The sequence below is a fragment of the Comamonas sp. FUJ_7 genome (genome assembly GCF_057369555.1).
Genome location: NZ_JBXXZI010000001.1, coordinates 436,361 through 452,758, shown reverse-complemented (window position 1 = coordinate 452,758; position 16,398 = coordinate 436,361). Strand labels below are relative to the sequence as shown.

Sequence of the window (16,398 nt, the reverse complement as noted above, 5' to 3'; positions counted from 1 at the left end):
GCCACCCACTTCGGGCTGGTGGTGGGTCTTTGCATCATCATCTTGCGCAAATAAAAAAGAGCGCAAAAAAAGAGCGCCCGCAGGCGCTCTCGATTCAATAGCTGCTAGCGCTTATTTCACCAGTGCCAGCATCTGCTTGAAGGCCGGGTCTTCGCAAGTACGCAGCCACTCGAACAGCACCATCTCGGTTGTCACCAGCTCAGCACCAGCACCGGCCAGACGGTCAAAGGCCGCATCACGATTGCGTTCGGTACGCGAGCCGCAAGCATCCGTCACCACCCACACATCAAACTCGTCCTCCAGCAACTCCAGCGCCGTCTGCAGCAGGCAGACGTGGGTTTCACAACCCGCAATCACCACCATGTTGCGCTCTGGCGCCTGTTGCTGTGGCTTTTGCAAATGCTTGGGCAGGCTACGTGCATTACCGCCCTGAGGCTTTGCAGGAGGACGCAACCATTCGCCCAGTCCTTCCGGTACAGCACTGAAGTACATTTTTTCAAGTGTCTTCTGGCACATGGCCTTCAGCTCTGCATTGTTCGCGCCCAGGCGCGAGGGATTTTGCTCCGTCCCCCAGACAGGCACCTCAAGCAGCTGCGCCACCTTGGCGAGCTTGACTGCATTGGCCAAGGCCTCGGCGCCTTCATGAATAACAGGCATCAACTTGTCTTGGTAATCCACCAGAACCAGTTGCGACTCGGAGGCTTCTAGCAACATGGGAAATCTTTCTTTAAACAGTATTTGGCAGGCAGGCTACTTAGAAAGTCCTGCACCGCAATCAAAACAGACCAATGGGGCATTTGATTCGTGCCCAGCATTGACAACCAGCAATAGCGCTATTGTCGCTGCAAGCATGATCCACGATAGAAAGCACGAATAAACCGGGCCTGCCTGCAGCCATGCACAGTGAATATCCCTATAAGCAAAAAGGAATGAAGCAGCAGCTATTCACTCTGAATTTGTGAGCTTGTAAAGCAGCAGCCGTATAGGCTCAGATCATTTTTTGCCACACATCAAGCGCACACACAAAATTTTGTAAATAGAGACTCCATCCTACAAATGGACGTGTTACCCTCTTGCCCCATGTCCCGATGGCTCATTGCACTTTTATTGGTCGGCGTTACCTCTGCGCATGCAGCTCCCACCGAGCAGCGTGACGACGACATGACCCAGTTGCTGGTCAACCGCGGTCTTATCACCCAGTTACGTGAAGCTCGCCACTCCGTGGCCGAGAAAACGACTGACTTCGTTCGTGAAGCACGCCAGAACGTGACCGAAAAAACCTCCGACCTGGTGGTGACGGCGATGGGCTTTCTTGGCGTGCCTTATCGCCTGGGCGGGACCAGTGCAGAAACCGGCTTTGATTGCAGCGGCTTTGTCCGTGCCATCTATTCCCAGACCATGGGCAAAGTTCTGCCTCGCGTCTCTGCAGAGCAGGCCAAAGCCACTCAGCAAATCGACCGCAATGACCTCAAGCCCGGCGATCTGGTTTTCTTCAACACCATGCGTCGCACTTTTAGCCATGTTGGCATCTATGTAGGCGACGGAAAGTTCATTCACGCGCCTCGTACCGGTGCCAGTGTCCGCGTGGAAAGCATGCAGACCTCTTACTGGGCCCGCCGTTTTGATGGCGCACGCCGTGTTGAAGGTGCAGACTCTTCCATGACCGCTGCCGCTGCTTACAGCGCCCTGGGCCCACTGCAGCCCTGACATGACCTCATCGGCTCATGCGTCAAACGCCTGCAAATGCAGGCGTTTTTTCTTTGCACTGCTACCCATACCGAATACGTTTGTTTGCAGAGTTGACGATTGATTCTTTCAACGATTCAACATCGTCCGACAAAAGCGCTTCTGTCACACGCGTAGAGTGTGCTTCGTCAAACCTGCTCTACAAGGGAGTCTTGCATGTACATCATTGGAACCATCATCGTCGGCCTTATCGTGGGCCTGATTGCGCGCGCCATCAAACCTGGCAATGACAGCATGGGCTGGATCATGACCATTCTTCTTGGCATCGTAGGCTCTTTTGTCGCCACTTACTTGGGCTCTGCACTGGGGTGGTACCAACCTGGAGAGACCGCAGGCTGGATTGCTTCTGTCATTGGTGCCGTGATTTTGCTGTTTATCTATGGCATGGTACGAGGCAAGTCCGAGTCCAGCTGAACTTCAGGCAAAAGGGGCTACTGGCCCCTTTTTCTATTTCCAACATCGACTACGAATATGTGGAAAAAAGACCCAAGCCTCAGAAACCTCTCTGCCACCCGCGCAGAACACCAAGACCTCCGACAGGCAACTCAGAGAGCTCGCAGCCTGCTGAAAAAACGAGCCTTGATCAGTGCAGCGGCCAGCACAATTCCCATTCCAGGTCTGGATTGGGCTACCGATGCTGCACTGCTTGCACAGCTGTATCCACGCATTAATCAGGAATTCGGCCTGACGCCCGAACAGCTAGACAAGCTCTCCCCCGGTAAACGCGAGCAGGCACAAAAAGCCATTGCCATGGTTGGCTCTGTGCTGATCGGCAAGCTCATCACACGCGACATGGTGCTACGCCTTGGGCGCGTGGTCGGAGTGCGCATGAGCACCAAACAGGCCGCCAAATACGTTCCCCTGCTGGGGCAGATTGCCGCTGCCTCGATTGGCTACGCCACCTTGCGCTATCTGGGCGAGCGCCATATCCAGGACTGCATACGCGTCGTCCAGGAAGCAGAACTAGACATTCCTGGAAGATGGCTGGACACCCAGAACCTACTCAGTCGCAACAACGACCTCATTCGTAGCTGGGGGCCCCAAGACAGCGGCCCATGGAAGCGTCGCCAGTAGCCTGAAACTCACGCTTTCGTCACTGACAATGCGAGTATGAATACTCCCTCCTACTGGCTCATGAAAAATGAGCCAGACGAATACTCCATAGACCATGCACTGGCAGCACCTGCGCAGACGATTGCCTGGAATGGTGTGCGCAATTATCAAGCCCGTAACTTCATGCGTGATGCCATGCAAGTGGGCGATGGTGTGCTGTACTGGCACTCCAGTTGTGCCGAGCCAGGCATTTACGGGATCGCTAGGATTGCGGGCAATCTCCGGATAGATCCATCGCAATTCGATCCTGCCGACCCGTACTACGACCCCAAGTCCCCGCCCGAGAAGCCGCGCTGGCTGATGCTTGATGTACAGGCCATTCGCAAAACCCGTCCGATCTTGATTGCAGAGCTGCGCGAGCAATCAGCACTGAGCCAGATGCGGGTGCTGCAAAAAGGCAACCGGCTCTCCATCACCCCCGTGAGCGCAGCCGAGTGGGAATGCATACAGTCTCTGCTGCAAGGCAGATAAAGGATTGGCATCGACTCATGCCTGCAGCTCTTTTATTCATAGCTATCAGCATCGATACCGCCTGAATTTCTAGGCAATTTTCTGGATGAACCACCGGCGAGCTTACAAACGCCGATAATGGCCGACCTTTTGCTTGAGCCTGCTCCGAGGCTTGGCAAAAACCAAGAACGGCGCCCCACCTCGGGGTGCGCCCAAACCATCGATAACACGGCGGCAATGGCCTTGGGAGATTGCTCTCAGCCCCATGCCGCGCGCAGGCCGGTGCAGGTTTGTACCGGCTCTCTTGTTCTTGTAGAAGATGACTGCACTGACTGATCGCCCTCCCTCGGCGGCCTCGGCCTCCGCTCCCGCTCGCCTGCAAAAGACCCTGCTGCTCTGGCATGTGGTCATCATCGGCCTTGCCTACATCCAGCCCATGACGCTGCTGGACACCTTTGGCATGGTCTCGCGCGATTCACTGCAGCATGTTCCCACCTCTTACTTTGTCGCCTTGCTGGCCGTACTGCTCACCTCGCTGAGCTACGGCCACATGATCCGGCGCTACCCCTCTTCCGGCTCGGCTTACACCTATGCACAAAAGGCCATCCATCCCAATGTAGGTTTCATGGTCGGCTGGTCGTCCTTGCTGGACTACCTGCTCTCGCCCATGGTCAATATCTTGCTGGCCAAGATCTACTTGACGTCCATGTTCCCGGAAATCAACCACTGGGTCTGGATCATCGGTCTGACAGCGCTGATGGTCTTCGTCAATCTGCGCGGTATCCGGTTTGTTGCCAACTTCAATGGCATCATCGTTTTCTTCCAGCTGCTCATCATTGCCATCTTCACCTTCATGATCTGGCGCGAGCTGCACGCCGGCCAGAATGCTCTGGGCACGATTGCCGAGCAAAGTGGACAAGGCCTGTGGAGCCTTTCACCCTTTTGGAGCGCTCAGGCCGAAATTGGCGCTCTGATTACAGGTGCCACGATCTTGTGCTTCTCCTTTACCGGCTTTGACTCGCTGAGCTCTCTGGCCGAAGAAACCCATGACACCCAGAACACCTTGCCCAAGGCCATCTTTCTGACTGCCTTGATCTCGGGCCTGATCTTTATCGTGGCCACATATTTCCTGCAGCTGTATTTTCCCGGTGATCCCAAGCAATACTTCGAAGCCGTGGACGAAACACAGCCCGAAATCCTCTATCTGGTCGGTGGCGCCTTGTTCAAATCGGTGGTCTTGTCATTTGCCATCGTGACCGTGATGGCCTCGGGCATTGCTGCTCATGCCGGGGTGTCGCGCCTGATGTATGTGATGGGGCGCGACGGCGTCATCCACAAGCGTTTCTTCGGCCATATCAGCCCCAAGTCCTTTACCCCGTCCTACAACATCTTGCTGGTCGGTGCCGTAGCCCTGACTGCTGGCTTTTTGAGCCTGGAATATGTAGTGGCTCTGATCAGCTTTGGCGCACTGACGGCGTTCAGCTTTGTCAATCTTTCGGTCTTGGCGGAATACGTGTGGCGTCAGCGCCGCTGGCAAAGCCTGGGCGATGTGCTTCGCTACATCGTCACCCCCGTGCTGGGTTTCATCAGCGTTGGTGCCATGTGGCTGAAGGTTGAACCCACGTCGCTGAACTCCGGCCTGATCTGGGCCAGTATTGGCATTGCCTATCTGGCTGTCATTACCAGTGGCTTTCGTGTGCCGGCACCTCAGTATGAGGACACGACGGATTAAGCCCATCCTCTCAAAGGTGGGCTGCAATTCACGCCAAGCCCACCATCCCAGATAGGCTCGATGCGCAGAGCGCTCTAAGATCCTGGCATAGGAGCCATGTACTCGGAACACAGGAGTTGAGATTGCGCTTCAGCACCCCATTCATGCTGGCCTGGCGCCGTGCCAAGGCCACTTTGCCATCCAGAGCCCGGCTGGCATTGCGTGACGCCCTTGCCGCTGCGCTGGCCAGCATGCTGGCGTGGGTCATCGCCCAGCAGCTCTGGGGGCACGCCAAGCCCGCCTTTGCCGTGGTCACCGCCGTGATATGCCTGGCGCCAGGCCTGCCCAGCCACCTCAAGCAGGCTCGCAGTCTGCTCATAGGCTGCACGCTGGGCATCGTGATTGGCGATTTGCTGTGGCAGTGGCCCGAGCAGCACCTTCTCTTGCGCATGAGTCTGGGGGCTTTTCTCTCCATCTTGCTCGGGGCCATAATCGGCCCTGCCCCTGTAGTGCCGATTCAGGCCGGGGTATCGGTCATTCTGGTTTTGGTTCTAGGCCCCAGCATGGCCGGCACCTCGCGCCTGCTCGATGTCGTCGTGGGTGCAGCCGTCGGCCTGATCTTCAGCCAGGTGCTGCTGACCTCCAATCCGATCAAGGACATTGGGCGAGCCGCTTCCACCTTTCTCAAGCAGCTTGCCAATGGCCTTGATCTCACACTCAAAGCCTGCCAGCAACAGAAACCGGACGCGGCCGAAACAGCTCTGGGTCAGCTTTCCCTGGCCCATGAGTCGCTGGCCGCTTTGCGCGCTGCCGTAGGTCAGGCGCATTCCTCACGTCGCTGGTCCTTGAGAGGGCGCCTCAATGCCGAGCGGCTTGCCTTTGTCACACGGCGTTATGACCGCCATGCGGTTCGCGTCTATGCCACCGCCTTGTTGCTGGCCGAGAGCCTGAACCGCGCCACCTCTCACACTCACATGCCGCCGCCTGCAGGACTGGCCGATTATTGCCGCTGGCTCACCGCTGCCTGTCTGGACCTGGCCAATCAGCCCACGGTCGTCGCTTTGAAAGCCGACGACCCGCTGGCGACCATGAGCGAATACCCGACTCATCCAGAGTCCTCTGTGCCACTACGACCAGAGTGGCTGCTGGTGTATGAAAACGCGCTTCAGCTGGAGAAGGCGCTGCGCGCACTGATTGGCTCACGCGATGCATGACTCAGCTTCAAATTGGCTTCAAACGGTTGGTATACAAGCGCTAAAAGCTCTCAATTCAGGAGTTCCATGAGCCGCGTTGATAAACCGTTCGCCCTTGCTTAATCGTCTCCAGCACCTGCAGGTTGGCCAGCTGATGCGACGGCACGGTCAGCGGGTTATCCGACAGCACCACCAGATCCGCCAGTTTCCCGACCTCGATCGAGCCTTTGCGATCATCTTCAAAGTGCTGATAGGCCGACCAGATGGTCTGTGCCTTGAGAGCCACCCAGGGCGACACACGGTGCTCAGGCCCCAGTACACGCCCCGAACGTGTCGTGCGGTTTACGGTCGCATCGAGCACGCGTATTGAGGATGGCAGCGCCACAGGCGCATCGTGATGCGAGGTGAACTTCATGCCCTCTTCCAGCACCCATCCCGTCGGCGAAATATTCTGCGCCCGCGGATTTCCCAATACCGACTCGAGATGCCAGTCCCCCCAGTAAAAGGTATGCATGGGAAACAGCGAGGGGAAAATTCCCAGCTCCTTGAGCTGACGTACTTGGTCGCGACGCAAAGTCTGACCATGAATCAGCACAGGCCGAACCGCACGGGCTTGCTCCACTGGCCCGCTCGCGCGCACCGCCGCAATGAACTGGTCAATGGCCGCATCCCCATTGCCGTGTACCAGAATCTGCCAGCCATTGCGTATGGCCTTTGCCACTTCTTCATTGGCCCTGGCATCGCTGAGCACGCCATAGCCCCGATAGCCAGGTTTCTGCCCTTCTGGCGGCTGCAGATAGGGTTCGCTTAGCCAGGCAGTCTTGCCTTGGGGAGAACCATCCAGCGTGAGCTTGACGCCACCAATGCGGAAGTGATTCTTATAGCCGCGGCTGAACTGGAGGTGATTTGGCAAGGCGCCCTCGCCCAGCTTGAGGATGTCGGGGTAAGAAACTACATCAACCACCAGACGCCCCGACTCCGCCAAGGTCATGGCCGATGCAATCGCTCCCATATCGGAGCGTCCGTCTTGCACCGTGGTGTAGCCGAACTGCAGATAGAGTTGCTGGGCTTTTTCCAGCCACTCCATGGAATGCTCCAGCGTCATCTTGGGCATGAGCTTGCCCAGCGTGAAGAAAAAGGCATTCTCTTCCAGCACCCCATTAGGCTCCTGACTGCCGATGCGACGGCGAATGACGCCCCCTTCCAGAGCCGGCGTTTGTGCGCCAATGCCTGCGCGTGCCAAAGCCGCAGAGTTGAGTGCGCCGAAATGTCCTGACTGGTGAATCACGGCGATAGGCAAGTCACGCGAGACCGCATCCAGATCGTCTCGCGTGGGGTGGCGCCGCTCTTGAAGCTGAGAGTCGTCATAGCCAAAGCCCAGCACAATCCCCAGTTTTTTGACTTCGGCAGAGGTCTGGATGTAGTTACGCAGCGTTTGCTGCAAGTCTGCGATCGTGGCATTTGCGCCGTCGGGAGGCGGCAGCAGATTCGCTGAAATGGCCTGCAGCCCCACACCACCAATATGGCTGTGGGGGTCTACAAAGCCCGGGATCAGCGTACGCCCTTGCAGATCCACCATGCGTGTTGTGGGGCCACGCAGCGCCTGCATGCTCTCAAGCGAGCCGACAGCGGCGATCAGCCCCTGTACAACGGCAACAGCCTCTACCTGAGGCTGTGCATCATTCATGGTGAGAATCGGACCACCGTAGTAGATCTGCTCAGCAGCTTGGACGCTGCCCTGGGGCTTGCTCGAAGCACAGCCCGACAGCCAAAGCGTTGATGACAATGCCGTCAGCGAAGCTGCGGTGGCAAGAAACTGGCGTTTTTGCATGATGCTCCTCTACGAAAGAGCTGTGTCACCACGATGCTCATGTGAAGCAGTCTGTGACTCTGAAGCTGAGGCTCAAAGCCCCTCCAAAATTCAGCATGAAAACAGGCTTCAGGCCTTTACTATAAAGAGCCTTAAGCTCACAAAAAAGAGGGTAGCCTGCTCTTTGGGTGACTCAGTGCCCAAGCCGGCTCCAGCAGCGCCCCACACCCAGCGCCAGCAACCATCCAACAACGCACATGCTGCCTGTCACCATCCAGGTGAACTGCCAGCCGCCCATCCAGACCGCCACGGCTGCGACCAAAGGCGGGCCTGCAAACTGCCCAACACAGGACCACTGCTGCATAAAGCCCATGGTCGTAGAAACCGTCGTTGGGCTAGGTGCCAAGTGCATGGCGGTCGTGAACAAAGTCGCAGGTATCAGGCCGCCTGTGGCAGAAAACAGAGCTACCGCTACAAAGCGAAGCCACAAAGGAGCCAGTGCCTCCTCGCCGACCTGCACATAGGCCAGCAGCGCTGTCAGCCCCATCAGCACATAGCCGGTCTGCAGACAGCGCGCGGGACTCCAGCCACGGTTCAGCAGCTTTCCTGCTGCAACATTGCCCAGCATATTGCTGGCGGCCACCACGGCAGTCAGCAAACCAGCGAGCTTGGCACTCAGTCCAGCATCTGCATACAAGGTTGGTAAAAAGCCGACAATGCCCATCCACTGCCCCGAATACACCATGAAGCCCAGGGACACTAGCCAGGGACCGGGGCTGCGCAACGTCAGTGCCAGACGCGGACGCCACCCCTCGACGGTCGTTACAGCAGGAGCCGGATTGACAGCAGCATCCGCTGGCACCATACGCCACACGGCATAGGCAGTCAGCGCCGAAACAGCTCCCAGAATCATCCACCAGGCTTGCCAGCTGGTTGCCTGCAGGACCCAGGGCCCCAACAGCAAGCCCATGGCGCTGCCTATGGGCATGTAGGAGCCCCACCAGCCCATGCGCGCGCCCAGCTCGGAAGGCTTGACATTGCGTCGAATCAAACCTGGAGCGGGCATGGCAACCAGTAAAAAACCCAGCCCTTCCAGTACCCGCAAGGTCAGTAGCCAGACAAAACCCGTCGCGGCAGCGCCAACCATGCTGGACAAGGCCATCAGCATCAAGCCGGCGAGGACGCTGCGGCGCAAACCCCATTTGTCTGCCCCCAGTCCAACGAACAGTCCCAGCACCATCCCCGCTACCTGTACGGTGGAGAGCAAGAATCCGGCCTGCACCAGCGATACGCCCAACTGCTGCTGCAACAAAGGCACAGCTGGAGGCAGTTTGCCCACATGCAAGGAGGCACTGATGCCCGCTGCCACAATAATCCAAGAGGGGTTCAGGCCCCGGTTATTCACTGGCTCCAGCACGTTTTCTCTTTTTCTCAGGTAGGTGATATGTCAACTATCTAGCATAGGACAAAACTGCATCTCCTAAAGACTTGCACTTCAGTCCACACCAGCCTTGGCCTGCATCCATAAAGGAAAGTGCTGGATACGCTGAGCATGCTACGGCGCCCCACCTCCAGTCTTATCGAAAGATTTTCATGCGCTCTTCCTTCGACTTCAGTTCCTGGTCTTCTCTGCTCTCGACTTTGTTGGGCTTGCTTCTCATGACCTGCCTGATGATGGGCGTGCGTCTGCTGTTCATGCATACCGTACAGAAGCGACGCGAGCGCGAAAATCGGCAGATCAATGAACGGCTGAAAACCTTGATCGCAGCCTACAAGACGCTGGGCAGTTCCTTTACCGGAACATTGAGTGTCAACCCAGAGCACCTGCGCGACCTCAAAAATGCAAACTTGGGCGAGCGACAGCCTGTCAGCGAAAGTCTGAGCGAGCGTCGCCGCCGTATTCGTGATGCCGTAGAGGCCGCCTTGTCCGACATCATCTTGCTGGGCACCGAAGAACAGGTGGAAATGGCCGCACGTGCCGCGCAAGATATGGTTGAAGGCCGTCCTATCGAAACCTCGGCGCTGGTTGCTTCGCTGCGCAGCTTTATACGCCAGGCTTTGGATCTGGAGCCCATTTCACCGCAGCTGCAGATTCCACCTCAAGGCCCGTCGCGACCAAGCCAGAGCAGTGGCGGCAATCGAAAGACGGGTGATGGACAAACAGGTGCAGGAGCACGAAATGGCGGTTCTCATGGGGGCGGCGCAGGCGCGGGAATAAGTACAGGCCCAGGCCTTATGCCAGGTGGTCGCAGTAGCGAAGACGGCTCGCTTCTACGCTGATAGCATCAGAGCAGCCAGGACTGCTGATTGCCTGCTTTCAAAAGTCCGTCGTTAGCTTCCGGCACACTTGAACCCATTCCACCGATCACCTCATGACTTTTGCAGACAACCTCCTGCGCCTCCCTGCCGTTACCCATATCAAAGAACTACAGCTGCTTGACGCGAATGGACAGATCACAGCCACGATTCCCAACATACCTGGCAAATCAGGTTCTGTCGCGGTCTATCATGCCCTCCACTCCAAACACGGGTGCATCAACGTTGCAGCCGCTCATGAGGGTTTGGAACTGTTCGCCGAACACACCGCGCATGCTCAAGCCCAGCCAGGTTCTCACCCCAACATTGACCGTCTTCACGATGTCCTCACTACGGGACAAGGCTATGAGGTGAAAGTCATTACCTGCTGATACTGAGCCCTATTCCAAGCATCTAGCCCACCCAAGAAAAAAGGAGCCACAGCTCCTTTTGTATTCCTGAAAATTTCAGTCCATGCTCAGTGCATGTGCAAACCACCGTTGACAGCAAAGTCTGCGCCCGTGGAGTAACTGCCCTCGTCCGATGCCAGCCAAGAAATAATGGAGGCAATTTCAGCAGGCTCACCCAATCGCTTGACAGGCACACCAGCCACAATCTTCTCCAGCACATCTGCACGAATGGCCTTGACCATGTCCGTACCAATGTAGCCAGGGCTGACCGTATTCACCGTTACTCCCTTGGCTGCCAGCTCCTGAGCCAGAGCCATGGTAAAGCCATGCATGCCAGCCTTGGCCGCCGAGTAGTTGGTCTGGCCTGCCTGGCCCTTGGCACCGTTGACCGAGCTGATATTGATAATACGACCCCAGCCCTTTTCCACCATGTCCCCAACCACCTGCTTGGTGACATTGAACATGGAGTTCAGGTTGGTTTCAATGACGGATTTCCAGTCGTCCGGCGTCATCTTGAGAAACATGCGGTCGCGGGTGATACCCGCATTGTTGACCAGCACGTCGATTGTTCCGTGCTCGGCTTTGGTCTGGTTAAAGGCCTCGACCGTGGACTCCCAGGCACCTACATTCCCAACTGACGCATAAAACGTGTAACCCAATTGCGTTTGCTCATTGAGCCACTTCTGGTAATCACGCGATGGGCCGCAGCCCGCGATTACCTTGAAGCCATCCTTGTGCAAACGCTGGCAAATGGCGGTACCGATACCACCCATGCCCCCCGTGACGTACGCTACTTTCTGCCCCATTCATCTCTCCTGTCAATCAATGGTTATTTCACGATCACACTATCCGAGATAGACCTTTTTTAGTTTTCGTCTATCTTCCTGAACGCCGTCTTCCATGCAATAGGGATTGCCAATCTCTGAAAGAAAGTTCGCTCACAGGAGTCCGTAGCGATCTGGCACAACACCCGTCTTCAATGAAGACTTTGGTAAACCACAATCGCCGCGCCTCCTTCAAACAGGCTGGCCTTCAGGAGCACCAGCGCTGTCTGCAATCCAAATCCGACTAAATACCGTATCAGCAGGCCTCAAGCGCCATGGCAACGCCCATACCGCCGCCAATGCACAGACCTGCCAGTCCCTTCTTTGCGCCACTGCGCTGCATCTCGTGCAGCAGAGTCACCAAGATACGGCAGCCAGATGCACCAATCGGGTGGCCAATGGCAATAGCTCCACCATTGACGTTGACCTTGGCGGTATCGATGCCCAGATCCTGGTTCACCGCACAGGCTTGTGCTGCAAAGGCCTCGTTGAGTTCAAACAAGTCCACATCCGCTGCCTGCCAGCCCGCACGCTCCAGCGCCTTGCGCGTGGCGTATACAGGGCCCAGACCCATGACTTCAGGAGCCAGGCCGCTGGTAGCGTAGGAGACGATCTTGGCCAAAGGCTTCAGGCCCAAAGCCTTGGCCTTGGCGGCTGTCATCACCACCACGGCGGCGGCACCGTCGTTCAAGCCTGAAGCGTTACCTGCAGTCACGGAGCCAGCCTTGTCAAAGGCGGGCTTGAGTGTGGCCAGCACATCAGCATTGGTCTTGCGATTGATGTATTCGTCCGTATCGAAAATAACGGGGTCGCCCTTGCGCTGGGGAATACTCACCGGAACGATTTCTTCCTTGAACTTGCCGGCGTCTTGCGCAGCAATCGCCTTTTGCTGGCTTGCCAGCGCCAGCGCATCCTGCTGCTCGCGGCTGACGTTCTTTTCCTTGGCCACGTTTTCGGCCGTAATGCCCATGTGGTACTGGTTGTAGACGTCCCACAGGCCGTCGACGATCATGGTGTCCACCATCTTCCAGTCACCCATGCGCTGACCATCGCGCGATCCCGGCAAGACATGGGCCGACAGGCTCATGTTTTCCTGACCACCTGCCACCACGATTTCGCTGTCACCGGTTGCCACTGCCTGCGCCGCCAGCATCACAGCCTTCAAGCCTGAGCCACACACCGCATTGATCGTCAGCGCTGGCGTTTCCTTGGCAATACCGGCTGCCATCATGGCCTGGCGCGCAGGATTTTGACCAACGCCAGCAGTCAACACCTGCCCCATGATCACCTCACCCACCTGATCTTTGCCAAGCTTGGCACGGCTCAGAGCCTCGCTGATCACGGCGGCGCCCAACTGGGTCGCGGGTACTTTGGCCAGAGTTCCGCCGAATTTGCCCACTGCCGTGCGAACGGCGGAAACGATAACGATGTCTTCCATTGCTGACGAACCTTTCTAGGTTTCTTACAAATGATGTTGGTGTGGGACTGCCTTGTGTTCACCGTGCAGTCCGCGGCTTACTACTGCAGCAAGCATGCTCGATGCTGCACCGCAATATGAAGCTCATTGTGCCTCAAGCTTTTTCACACTTTGGCCAGAACGTAACGTCCAGGAGCAGCCTCAATCTCGGCATAGGCAGTCTTGCGTCCGTAAGCCTTGGGGGCCGCTTGTTGCTTGCCTGCATGTCTTGCCAGCCATTCGCTCCAGTCTGTCCACCAGCTTCCCGGATATTCCGTCGCTCCCGCTTGCCACTCATGGAAATTGCTGGGGAACTCGCCATCTTCACGCAGCCAGTGACTACGCTTGTTCTTCGCCGGTGGGTTGATCACTCCGGCAATGTGACCAGAAGCCCCCATCACAAAGCGCAGCTCTCCTCCGAGCACTTGAGATGAGGCATAAGCCGAAGCAACGGGAACAATATGATCCTCACGCGAACCATAAATATAAACAGGCATCTTGAGCTGACCGATATCGACCTTCTCTCCACACACGGTCAGCGCTGCGGGCTTGATCAGACTGTTCTCAAGGTAGAGATTGCGCAAGTACCAAGCATAGAAGGGACCTGGCAGGTTGGTGGAGTCACTATTCCAGTAGAGCAGATCAAAGGGCGGAGGAGTTTCGCCTTTGAGGTAGTTGCCCACCACATAGTTCCAGACCAGGTCATTAGGGCGCAAAAAGCTGAAGGTGGAGGCCATGTCCTGTCCCTTCATCAGCCCCCCCTTGCCCATTTGCATCTCGCGCAGACGCACCATGTTTTCATCAATAAAGATGTCCAAGATGCCGGAGTCACGAAAATCAAGCAGCGTGGTCAAGAGCGTCATGCTAGCTACAGGGAACGGCTGCTCCTGCACTTTTCCTGTTCCAGCCTTGCTTGTCGTCTTCACTGCAGCGCGACTGCGTTTGGGCTGAAGTTCCTGGAGCAGCCCTTGTTCACGAGCATGACGCGCAGCCAGCACCGCCAAGGCCGTAGAAAGCATGGTGCCTCCCACACAGAAGCCCAGTACATTGATTTGGGGCACTTGGCAGATATCCTGAACGGTACTCACCGCTTTGAGCACACCGTCCTCAATATAGTCGTCCCAGGTCTTGTGGCTCATGCTTTCATCAGGATTGCGCCAACTGACGACAAAGGTGCGATGGCCTTGCGCGACGGCATAGCGAATGACTGAGTTATCCGGCTGCAGATCCAGAATATAGAACTTGTTGATGCAAGGCGGCACCATGAGAAATGGCTTCTCGTAAACCTTGCTCGTCAGGGGCTTGTATTCGATGAGCTGGAACAAATCGTTCTCAAACACCACCGCACCCTCGGTGGTTGCTACGTTCTCCCCCACCGTGAACAGACTTTCATCGGTCATGGAGACATGGCCCTGGCGCATGTCTGCAAGCAGATTGGCAATGCCTTGCGCCAGACTCTCTCCCTTGGTTTCCACCACCTTGTTAAGCGCCTCCGCATTTAAGGCCAGAAAGTTGCTGGGAGCCATGGCGGCCACCCATTGCTCAACCGCGAAGCGCACACGATTGCGGGTCTTGTCATCACCCTGCACTGCTTCGGCCATGCCAGCAAGCATGCGGCTGCCCAGCAAATAATTGGCCGCCGCCATCGCTGCTACGGGGTTGGCACTCCATTCAGGCTTGGAGAAGCGCTTGTCCTTGGACAGCATGGCCTGTACGTTGTGAGCGTCGGTGAGTGCCTGAACCGACTGGAGATATTCCTGCTGCAACTCCTGCAGCTTTGAAGCATCAAATTGAACAGTCTGAGCCAAGCCTGCGGTCATCTGCGGCAAGGCAGACGACATGGAGTCCATGATGGCAGCCCAGGGGTTGCTGCCTAGCTGTCCCGACAAACTGGCGGGCGCCACAGGCGTGAAATTCTGCATCTGCTGAAGCGCTTGGAGGCTCTTGCGCCACTGCTCCTGCCAGAATTGTTGAATGGATTGGCCAGCCTGGCCCCAGCTCGGGTCAAAAATCATGCTTACATCCTAGTCAAGGCAAGCGACCGACGATCTCCGGGTCTGGGAACGCTTGCGGAATCTGCAATACGGCTCACACGCAGGAATTGTCACCGATGTGCCATGCATTTCCGACAAGAACATTCGTCATGTAGCCTTGAGACTGCTGATTTGACACAGCCTTTCCCTTTATCAGCGTTCTTTCCAGACCTTTGCCAAGACACCATGTACCTTATCGCCATCGCCTGGATGTATGTCGTCGTCATGATGACGATTGCCGAAGCCGCCAGCCCCAGCGGCACCCTACTGGGTGCATTTTTTACCTTTGTGCTCTACGGCTTGCTGCCGCTTTCCATCGTGCTCTATATCTTTGGAACACCGGCACGCAAGCGCCGTCTCAAAGAGCGTGCACAACAGGAAGCACTCGCTGCAGCACAGTCCAGCGAGTGCGTAACATCAAGCACTGCGCCAGATACTGGCAGCGAGCCGTCCACTGCTTCCCAGTCGGGCTGCGTCACGCCTGTGCGAGAAAAATCGTGACCCATTGCTGACCGTGCACCAGGGCTGGCTGCCATCGTTGCCGAAGATTGCTGCAATACCCAATGCAGCAAGCCTTTGCCGGGCCAGCATGGGAAGGTTGGCCAGGTATTTGCCCTGGGAACCCCGTACCTCAGCAAAATATTGGGCAGCAGCCGCGTCATGGGCCACAAAGATATCGCGCACTTCAGTTCCCACCTCAAAGGATTCTGGGCCAATGCATGGTCCCAGCCAGGCCTGGGTGTGAGCGGCAATCCGAGGTACTTCTTTTTTAATAGCTGGAAGCGCTTGCTGCGCCTGCACTTCCTGGCAAAAAGACTCGAAAATTCGCTCCAAGACACCGACAGCTAAAGGACCGTCAGCGGTCTTTCTTCCCGGCGGCATTCCTGCCAACCCACGCCAGCCAGCATGCGCAGCACCGACAACAAGACCGGAGTCATGTGCCAGCAGCACCGGCAGACAGTCGGCCACCATGATGGTGCAAACCACACCGGCATCGCTGCTGACACAGGCATCAAAAGCCGCACCATTGGAGCTGGCGACATTGCCTGCATTCAGCGCTAGGACATCCACGCCGTGCACCTGCTGCAAAAATGCCGTGCAGGCCCCGGGCGTCAGGGCTTGCAGCGCCGCGTTGAAGAGGTCACGGTTTCGGCGCACATGCGCCGGGTCATCACTGACATGGTCTCCCAGGTTGAGGCTGCCCCATGGGGCCTGGCTCACCCCTCCTTCACGCGATGTACAAACGGCATGGACACCCGGCACGGCAGGCCAGTCTGGTACCAGCCAAGATGAAGGCCACTGCTCAGGCTTGGAGGCAGCCTGAAGGCTATCGCAAGGGCTTTGGTTCATGGCGTTA

16 protein-coding genes are annotated in these 16,398 nt (G+C 56.9%); 9 read left to right on the top strand and 7 right to left on the bottom strand.

Features of this window, described 5'->3' with window-relative positions; all coding sequences use genetic code 11:
- Nucleotides 1-111: 111 nt before the first annotated feature.
- Nucleotides 112-714, bottom strand: a complete 603-nt coding sequence (locus AC2I9W_RS02075; RefSeq protein ID WP_486408390.1) for an isochorismatase family protein — start codon at nucleotides 712-714, stop codon at nucleotides 112-114.
- A 366-nt stretch (nucleotides 715-1,080) separates the two neighbouring features.
- On the opposite strand from AC2I9W_RS02075, the gene AC2I9W_RS02070 reads away from it, so the two are divergent.
- The 6 genes from AC2I9W_RS02070 (at nucleotide 1,081) to AC2I9W_RS02045 (ending at nucleotide 6,234) form a co-directional block, all read left to right on the top strand.
- Nucleotides 1,081-1,707 (top strand): C40 family peptidase, encoded by a 627-nt coding sequence (locus AC2I9W_RS02070; protein WP_486408389.1) that lies wholly within the window; start codon nucleotides 1,081-1,083, stop codon nucleotides 1,705-1,707.
- Between the two features lie 195 nt (nucleotides 1,708-1,902).
- The gene (locus AC2I9W_RS02065; protein ID WP_158391270.1) at nucleotides 1,903-2,160 is read left to right on the top strand and encodes a GlsB/YeaQ/YmgE family stress response membrane protein; all 258 of its coding nucleotides are present in this window, start codon (nucleotides 1,903-1,905) and stop codon (nucleotides 2,158-2,160) included.
- A 165-nt stretch (nucleotides 2,161-2,325) separates the two neighbouring features.
- Nucleotides 2,326-2,820: a hypothetical protein gene (locus tag AC2I9W_RS02060; RefSeq protein ID WP_486408388.1), complete on the top strand. Its 495-nt coding sequence runs from the start codon at nucleotides 2,326-2,328 to the stop codon at nucleotides 2,818-2,820.
- Nucleotides 2,821-2,856: 36 nt separating this feature from the next.
- On the top strand, nucleotides 2,857-3,330 hold the full coding sequence (locus AC2I9W_RS02055) for an EVE domain-containing protein (RefSeq protein WP_486408387.1): 474 nt from the start codon (nucleotides 2,857-2,859) through the stop codon (nucleotides 3,328-3,330).
- Between the two features lie 298 nt (nucleotides 3,331-3,628).
- On the top strand, nucleotides 3,629-5,041 hold the full coding sequence (locus AC2I9W_RS02050) for an APC family permease (protein WP_486408386.1): 1,413 nt from the start codon (nucleotides 3,629-3,631) through the stop codon (nucleotides 5,039-5,041).
- Between the two features lie 122 nt (nucleotides 5,042-5,163).
- Nucleotides 5,164-6,234 (top strand): FUSC family protein, encoded by a 1,071-nt coding sequence (locus AC2I9W_RS02045; protein ID WP_486408385.1) that lies wholly within the window; start codon nucleotides 5,164-5,166, stop codon nucleotides 6,232-6,234.
- Between the two features lie 55 nt (nucleotides 6,235-6,289).
- Here AC2I9W_RS02045 and AC2I9W_RS02040 read toward each other — a convergent pair whose 3' ends face one another.
- A complete protein-coding gene (locus tag AC2I9W_RS02040; protein ID WP_486408384.1) occupies nucleotides 6,290-8,044 on the bottom strand; it encodes an amidohydrolase in 1,755 nt (584 codons plus the stop codon).
- Nucleotides 8,045-8,216: 172 nt separating this feature from the next.
- Complete coding sequence (locus AC2I9W_RS02035) at nucleotides 8,217-9,437, bottom strand: MFS transporter (RefSeq protein WP_486408698.1); 1,221 nt, start codon at nucleotides 9,435-9,437, stop codon at nucleotides 8,217-8,219.
- A gap of 179 nt (nucleotides 9,438-9,616) precedes the next feature.
- Here AC2I9W_RS02035 and AC2I9W_RS02030 point away from each other — a divergent pair, with 179 nt between their 5' ends.
- Complete coding sequence (locus AC2I9W_RS02030; RefSeq protein ID WP_486408383.1) at nucleotides 9,617-10,303, top strand: hypothetical protein; 687 nt, start codon at nucleotides 9,617-9,619, stop codon at nucleotides 10,301-10,303.
- Between the two features lie 92 nt (nucleotides 10,304-10,395).
- Nucleotides 10,396-10,710 carry a DUF2322 family protein gene (locus AC2I9W_RS02025; RefSeq protein ID WP_486408382.1) on the top strand — a complete coding sequence of 105 codons (315 nt, stop codon included), beginning with the start codon at nucleotides 10,396-10,398 and terminating at the stop codon, nucleotides 10,708-10,710.
- 86 nt (nucleotides 10,711-10,796) lie between these two features.
- Here AC2I9W_RS02025 and phbB read toward each other — a convergent pair whose 3' ends face one another.
- The 3 genes from phbB to AC2I9W_RS02010 form a co-directional block, all read right to left on the bottom strand.
- A complete protein-coding gene (gene phbB / locus AC2I9W_RS02020; RefSeq protein WP_158391262.1) occupies nucleotides 10,797-11,534 on the bottom strand; it encodes an acetoacetyl-CoA reductase in 738 nt (245 codons plus the stop codon).
- 274 nt (nucleotides 11,535-11,808) lie between these two features.
- Nucleotides 11,809-12,990, bottom strand: coding sequence for an acetyl-CoA C-acetyltransferase (locus AC2I9W_RS02015; protein ID WP_486408381.1), 1,182 nt, complete (start codon nucleotides 12,988-12,990; stop codon nucleotides 11,809-11,811).
- Nucleotides 12,991-13,133: 143 nt separating this feature from the next.
- Nucleotides 13,134-15,023 carry a PHA/PHB synthase family protein gene (locus AC2I9W_RS02010; protein ID WP_486408380.1) on the bottom strand — a complete coding sequence of 630 codons (1,890 nt, stop codon included), beginning with the start codon at nucleotides 15,021-15,023 and terminating at the stop codon, nucleotides 13,134-13,136.
- Nucleotides 15,024-15,227: 204 nt separating this feature from the next.
- Between AC2I9W_RS02010 and AC2I9W_RS02005 the strand changes: the two genes are divergently transcribed.
- Nucleotides 15,228-15,542, top strand: a complete 315-nt coding sequence (locus tag AC2I9W_RS02005) for a hypothetical protein (protein ID WP_486408379.1) — start codon at nucleotides 15,228-15,230, stop codon at nucleotides 15,540-15,542.
- Here the strand turns inward: AC2I9W_RS02005 and AC2I9W_RS02000 are convergent.
- The gene (locus AC2I9W_RS02000; RefSeq protein ID WP_486408378.1) at nucleotides 15,459-16,391 is read right to left on the bottom strand and encodes a purine nucleoside phosphorylase YfiH/LACC1 family protein; all 933 of its coding nucleotides are present in this window, start codon (nucleotides 16,389-16,391) and stop codon (nucleotides 15,459-15,461) included. The two genes, AC2I9W_RS02005 and AC2I9W_RS02000, sit on opposite strands and share 84 nt — an antisense overlap.
- Nucleotides 16,392-16,398: the final 7 nt, after the last annotated feature.

Bases quoted from the DNA above. Each gene is read 5' to 3' on its own strand.
- AC2I9W_RS02070 (WP_486408389.1), top strand. From the start codon at position 1,081: ATGTCCCGATGGCTCATTGCACTTTTATTGGTCGGCGTTACCTCTGCG.
- AC2I9W_RS02030 (WP_486408383.1), top strand. From the start codon at position 9,617: ATGCGCTCTTCCTTCGACTTCAGTTCCTGGTCTTCTCTGCTCTCGACT.
- AC2I9W_RS02065 (WP_158391270.1), top strand. From the start codon at position 1,903: ATGTACATCATTGGAACCATCATCGTCGGCCTTATCGTGGGCCTGATT.
- AC2I9W_RS02025 (WP_486408382.1), top strand. From the start codon at position 10,396: ATGACTTTTGCAGACAACCTCCTGCGCCTCCCTGCCGTTACCCATATC.
- phbB (WP_158391262.1), bottom strand. From the start codon at position 11,534: ATGGGGCAGAAAGTAGCGTACGTCACGGGGGGCATGGGTGGTATCGGT.
- AC2I9W_RS02050 (WP_486408386.1), top strand. From the start codon at position 3,629: ATGACTGCACTGACTGATCGCCCTCCCTCGGCGGCCTCGGCCTCCGCT.
- AC2I9W_RS02055 (WP_486408387.1), top strand. From the start codon at position 2,857: ATGAATACTCCCTCCTACTGGCTCATGAAAAATGAGCCAGACGAATAC.
- AC2I9W_RS02040 (WP_486408384.1), bottom strand. From the start codon at position 8,044: ATGCAAAAACGCCAGTTTCTTGCCACCGCAGCTTCGCTGACGGCATTG.
- AC2I9W_RS02000 (WP_486408378.1), bottom strand. From the start codon at position 16,391: ATGAACCAAAGCCCTTGCGATAGCCTTCAGGCTGCCTCCAAGCCTGAG.
- AC2I9W_RS02015 (WP_486408381.1), bottom strand. From the start codon at position 12,990: ATGGAAGACATCGTTATCGTTTCCGCCGTTCGCACGGCAGTGGGCAAA.
- AC2I9W_RS02010 (WP_486408380.1), bottom strand. From the start codon at position 15,023: ATGATTTTTGACCCGAGCTGGGGCCAGGCTGGCCAATCCATTCAACAA.
- AC2I9W_RS02075 (WP_486408390.1), bottom strand. From the start codon at position 714: ATGTTGCTAGAAGCCTCCGAGTCGCAACTGGTTCTGGTGGATTACCAA.
- AC2I9W_RS02005 (WP_486408379.1), top strand. From the start codon at position 15,228: ATGTACCTTATCGCCATCGCCTGGATGTATGTCGTCGTCATGATGACG.